Origin of the sequence: Streptomyces himastatinicus ATCC 53653, assembly GCF_000158915.1 — a bacterium.
GTDB classification, from domain to species: domain Bacteria; phylum Actinomycetota; class Actinomycetes; order Streptomycetales; family Streptomycetaceae; genus Streptomyces; species Streptomyces himastatinicus.
This window is the reverse complement of record NZ_GG657754.1, coordinates 9,567,583-9,571,017: the sequence shown is the minus strand read 5'-3', so window position 1 is coordinate 9,571,017 and position 3,435 is coordinate 9,567,583. Positions and strand designations below refer to the sequence as shown.

At 75.5% G+C, this 3,435-nt stretch carries 2 protein-coding genes; both read right to left on the bottom strand.

Annotated elements, in window-relative coordinates:
• Nucleotides 1-2,302, bottom strand: a 2,302-nt coding sequence (locus SSOG_RS40465; protein ID WP_425385447.1) for a type I polyketide synthase, incomplete at its 3' end; no start/stop codon positions are given.
• Nucleotides 2,226-3,435 (bottom strand): nitronate monooxygenase (locus SSOG_RS58710; protein ID WP_425385446.1); only part of this gene is annotated, 1,210 nt, incomplete at its 5' end. The genes SSOG_RS40465 and SSOG_RS58710, both read right to left, overlap by 77 nt.

Below are 3,435 nucleotides of genomic sequence, written 5' to 3'. Positions count from 1 at the left end.
CGGGGAACTCCGGTTCCCGCACGGGGTGTTCGGCCAGCGCCTCGGCGAAGCGTGGCCCGGCCCCGGCGACGAGCGGGCTGTGGAAGGCACACGCCACGGAGAGGCGCCGGACCGTGTGCCCGGCCTCCCGCAGCAGCGTGACCGCCTCCGCCACGTCCCGCTCGGGACCGGAGATCGCGGTCTGCTGGGGTGCGTTGTGGTTGGCGGCCACCACGCGCTCGGCGAGCCCGGCCTCCCGCAGCAGCCGCTCGACGGTGTCGGCCGAGGCGGTCACCGCGGCCATGGTGCCCGGCTCATGTCCGGCGGCCTCGGCGGCGTCGAGGATGGCGGCCGCCCGCGCGGCGCTGAGCCGGGGCAGGGTGCGCGGGTCGAGCGCGCCCGCGGCGCACAGCGCGACCAGTTCGCCGTAGCTGTGCCCGGCCGCCATGTCGGGCCGTACTCCGGCCGAGGTGAGCAGGGCGTGGGCGGCGAGCCCCACGATGCCCAGGGCGGGCTGGGCCACGCGGGTGTCGGTGAGGGCGGCGTGCTGTGCCGCCTTCCCGGCCTCGTCGAAGGCGGCCGGGGGGTACAGCACACCGGCGTAGCCGGAGCCGTGGAGCAGATGCCGCCGCAGTTCGGGGAAGGCCACGAACGCGTCCGCGAACATGCCGGGCCGCTGGCTGCCCTGCCCGGGGAAGAGGAAGGCCACCTTGCCCACGGGCTCATCGGAAGCGGTGTCGGCCACGTACAGGCCCTCGTCCCGCCCGCCCGGTCTCGGCGGTCCGGAGACGGCCACGTCGCCCGCCAGCGCAGATCGTCCAGGTCCGTGGCCACCACCGCGATTCCGCACCGGTGCGTGGCCGGAGTCGGCCCGCCGGGAGGCGGTCAGCGCGAGGTCGCGCAGCCGCCATGGCCGCCCCGCCGCGTCGTTGGCCTCGGTCTGCCGCAGCGTCTCCTCGACCGCGCGCAGCGCCGCCGCCCGGTCGGCCCCGCGGAAGAGGAAGAGTTCGCAGGGCCAGGCGTCGAGCGTATGCGCGGGTGGCGGCGTGCCCTTGCCGTGTGCCGTGAGCACCACATGGAAGTTGGTCCCGCCGAAGCCGAACGCGCTGACCCCGGCCACCCGGTCAGCGGGCGCCGTGGCCCATGGCCGCGCCTCGGTGTGGAAGGCGAAGGGGCCGTGCTCCGCGTCCCACGCCGGGTTCGGCCGCGTCAGGTGCAGGGTCGGCGGCTTGACGCCCGTGTACAGCGCGAGCGCGGTCTTGACGAGCCCGGCCAGCCCGGCGGCGCATTTGGTGTGCCCGATCTGGGACTTGACGGAGCCGAGCGCGCAGCCGCCGGTGGCCGCCCCCGCCTCGGCGAACACCTCGCCGAGTACGGTGAGTTCGGTACGGTCGCCCACCGCCGTACCGGTGCCGTGCGCCTCGACCAGGCCGACACTCGCCGGGGAGACCCCGGCGCTCGCGTAGGCGCGCTCCAGCGCGGCCCGCTGGCCCTCGGGGCGCGGGGCGGTCAGCCCGAGCGAGCGGCCGTCGCTGGACGAGCCGACGCCCTTGATGACGCCGTAGATCCGGTCGCCGTCGCGTTCGGCGTCGGCCAGCCGCTTGAGGACGACGCACGCGACGCCCTCGCCGAGCGCGATGCCGTCGGCCGACGCGTCGAACGCCCGGGACCTGCCGGTCGGGGACAGGGCGTGCACGGAGGAGAAGAGCACATAGTCGTTGATGCCGTTGTGCAGGTCGGCGCCGCCGCACAGGACGAGGTCGCTGGTGCCCGCGGTCAGCTCCTTGCAGGCGACGTCGACGGCGGCGAGCGAGGACGCGCACGCCGCGTCCACGGTGTAGTTGGCGCCGCCGAGGTCGAGCCGGTTGGCGATCCGCCCGGAGATGACGTTGGCGAGCATGCCGGGGAACGAGTCCTCGGTGAGGGTGGGCAGTTGCCCGGCCAGATCCTCGGGCACCTCGCGGAAGTACGAGGGCAGGACGGCGCGCAGGGTCTGCGCGTTGGACAGGTCGCTCCCCGCCTCTGCGCCGAAGACCACGGAGGTACGGGCACGGTCGAAGGCCCGGCCACCATCGCCGGGGGCGCCGTACCCGGCGTCGTCCAGGGCCCGGCGGGCGGCCTCCAGGGCCAGCAGCTGAACCGGTTCGATGCTGCCGAGGGAGGCCGGGGGGATGCCGTAACGCAGCGGGTCGAAGGGGATACGGGGCAGGAAGCCGCCCCACCGGGAGGCGGAGGCGCCGTCCTCGTCACCCGTGTAGTGGACGGCGGGGTCCCAGCGCTCGGCGGGGCACCTCGGTGATGGCGTCGACGCCGCCCACCACATTGGCCCAGAACGAGGCGAGGTCGGGCGCCTGCGGGAACATGCAGGCCATGCCGACCACGGCCACGTCCAGCGGTGCGGGCGCCGGAGCCGTCGCGGGGGCCGCGGCCACGCCCAGCGGCGCGGACAGCGCCCCGGTCCGCGCGGCGAGGAAGTCCGCCGCGCCCTGGCCCACCGCGTGGTGCAGCGCGGCGATGGTGGTGGTGGCCGAGCGCAGCACCGCGACCTGCCCGGCCATGAACATGCCGTCGGAGAGCTGGCGTTGTTCGTCGGTCTCGGTCAACCGGCCGTCGGGGCCGCGCTCCAGGCCCTTGCTGGCGATGCGCAGCCGCCCCACGTTCAGCCGCTCCAGCCGCTCCCACAGCTCCCGGTCGGGAACGCCCTCGTCCCGCAGCCGCTCCTTGAGGGCGCGATAGCTCGCGGTGAAGGGGCTCGGCACACAGCGCGTGGCGTGACCGGGGGCGGTCTCCAGCAGCGCGGTGCGCTCGGCGGCCAGCACTTGGCGCTGGAAGAGGGGTCGCACGGCGCCGTGGGCGACGGCCTCCTCGGTGAACAGGTACGCGGTGCCCATCAGCGGCCCCGCGGCGACGCCGCGCCGGGTCAGCGGGGCGGCGAGCGCGGCCACCATCGCGGCGGACCGTTCGTCGTGCACCCCACCGGCGAAGTAGACCTCGATGCCCGCGCCGTCGGCCTGGTGCGCGGGGTCGTCGAGGAAGTCCTCGATGACGGCGATCTGCGCCTCCCACAGCGGGAAGCTCGCGCGCGGACCCACATGGCCGCCGCATTCGGAGCCCTCGAAGACGAACCGCCGCGCCCCGCCCTCCAGGAACTGGCGCAGCAGTCCGGGCGAGGGCACATGCAGATAGGTGGTGATGCCGTCCCGCTCCAGCGCCGCGGCCTGGGACGGCCGTCCGCCCGCGATGATGGCGTGGCTCGGGCGGATCTCCCGTACGGCTTCCAGCTGGGCGGTTCTGATCTCCTCCGGGGCGAAACCGAGGACGCCCACCCCCCACGGGCGCCCGGTCAGCGCGGCCGCGGCCTCCTCCAGCAGGGTGCGCGCCTGCTCGCGTCCGGCCAGGGCGAGCGCGATGAACGGCAGCGCGCCGTCCGCCGCGACGGCGGAGGCGAACCCCGCC